The organism is Kitasatospora sp. MY 5-36, from assembly GCF_001182915.1.
Taxonomy (GTDB): domain Bacteria; phylum Actinomycetota; class Actinomycetes; order Streptomycetales; family Streptomycetaceae; genus Kitasatospora.
Genome location: NZ_LFVW01001126.1, coordinates 1 through 1,797, shown reverse-complemented (window position 1 = coordinate 1,797; position 1,797 = coordinate 1). Strand labels below are relative to the sequence as shown.

Here is a 1,797-nt window from a genome sequence, read left to right as displayed (position 1 = left end):
GGCGGCCAGCACGGCGGCGGTGAGTCCGGCGGTGAGGCCCGCGGCGAGCCCGGCCGCCCGCCGGCGGCGCCTGGACCGCTCGACCCGGGCGAGGACGCGCTCCATCCGGTCCTCCGGCGAACCGAGGGCGGGGACGGCCCGGTGGAGCAGGATCCGCAGCTCCTCCTCGTCGTCGGGCCCGCCGTCGCCCGGACCGTACGGGTCGAGCAGGTCAGCGCCGTTCACGGGGTCCCCCGTCCAGCAGGAGTTCCCGGGCCGGCAGCCGGCCGCGCAGGCCGGCCAGCGCCCGGTGCGTCTGGCTCTTGACGGTGCCCGTGCTGCAGCGCAGCACCTCGGCGGTCTCCTCGACGCTGAGGTCCTCGAAGAAGCGCAGCACCACCACGGCCCGCTGACGCGGCGGCAGCGACCGCACCGCCTCGGCGACCACCCGGCCGAGCACCACCCCGTCGTACGGGTCCGGGCCCGGCGGCGGCTCCGGCAGTTCGCCGTGCGGCAGCTCCCCGGTCCAGCGCCGCCGCCACCAGGAGACGTGGCAGTTCACCAGGACCTTCCGCAGGTACGCCTCGGGCCGGTCGGGGGCGATGCGCGTCCATCTGGGCCAGACCTTGGCGAGCGCCGTCTGCAGCAGGTCCTCGGCCTGGTGCGGGTCGCCGGTCAGCAGCCAGGCGGTGCGCAGGAGCTTGGGCCCGCAGGCGGCGACGAACTCCTCGAAGTCCGGCGGTGTCGCGTTCGTCATCCTGCCGTCGTCCCCGCCATGGTGTCCGCGCCGTCCCCGTCTGCCGTGGCGGCCGCCCGGGCCGCGTGTTCGTTCTTGCTCTCACGGCAGCTCGACGCGTCGGGGGGCGGTTCGGGTTGCCTGCGGGCGCGGACCCGCGAGCCGGTCCGGGAGTCGGCCCGGTGCCCCGGGCGGTGCGGGGACCTGGACAGCGGCGCGGCGCTCGTCCACGCTTCACCTCCATGACTCTCCCCCCGCACTCTCCCGGTGCCGCGCGCACCGCGCTCTTCGAAGAGGTCACCGCGGTCGGCGACGAGGCCGTCGCCCTGCTCGCCGGCTGCCGCGGCGACACCCGGATCCCCGGCGCCGAGTGGACGGTCGCCGAGGCGGCCGCCCACCTGGCGATGGCCAACGAGCTGATGGCCGCGCTGGCCGCCGGCGAGGAACGGCCGTACGGGGACGGCACCCCGGGCTCGCTGGCCGCGGCGAACGCGGCCTCGCTGGCCGAGCGGCCCGAACGGGACCCGGACGTGCTCGCCGAGGAGATCGCCCGGCGGGCACGGGAGTTCACCGTGACGGCCGCCCCGCGCGCGGGCACCGAGCCGGTGTCGACCCCGCTCGGCCGGATGGACCTGGACACCCTCGGCGCCTACCTGCTGACCCACATGCTGGGCCACCTCTACGACATCGCCGTCGCCCTCGGCCGCCCGCACCCGATCGACCGGCGCCGGGTCGGGCTGGCTATGCCGTTCGTGCGCACGGTCATGCCGCGGGTGACGGACGCCCGGGCCGCGGCCGGCCACAGCGCCTGCTACCGGCTGCGCGGCCGGGGCCTGGACGGGTTCGCGGTCACCTTCACGGACGGCGCCGCCGCGGTGAGCCAGGACCCGCCCCGGCGCCCGGACTGCACGATCCTCGTCGAACCGGTGGCGTTCCTGCTCATCGCGCTGGGCCGGCGCAGCGCCCCCGGCGCCCTGCTGCGCGGCGAGGTGCTCGCCTGGGGCCGCCGCCCCTGGCTGGCCCCGTCCTTCCCCGGGCTGTTCGCCGCCCCCTGACCCCTGACCCCTGACCCCTGACCCCTG

At 77.3% G+C, this 1,797-nt stretch carries 2 protein-coding genes and 1 pseudogene; 1 reads left to right on the top strand and 2 read right to left on the bottom strand.

Annotated elements, in window-relative coordinates:
• A pseudogene (locus AE652_RS40730) lies at positions 1-225 on the bottom strand (hypothetical protein); the annotation flags it as partial.
• Complete coding sequence (locus AE652_RS40725; RefSeq protein WP_049660912.1) at positions 212-736, bottom strand: SigE family RNA polymerase sigma factor; 525 nt, start codon at positions 734-736, stop codon at positions 212-214. The gene AE652_RS40725 and the pseudogene AE652_RS40730, both read right to left, overlap by 14 nt.
• Positions 737-957: 221 nt before the next feature.
• Between AE652_RS40725 and AE652_RS40720 the strand changes: the two genes are divergently transcribed.
• Positions 958-1,770 carry a maleylpyruvate isomerase family mycothiol-dependent enzyme gene (locus AE652_RS40720; protein WP_049660910.1) on the top strand — a complete coding sequence of 271 codons (813 nt, stop codon included), beginning with the start codon at positions 958-960 and terminating at the stop codon, positions 1,768-1,770.
• Positions 1,771-1,797: the final 27 nt, after the last annotated feature.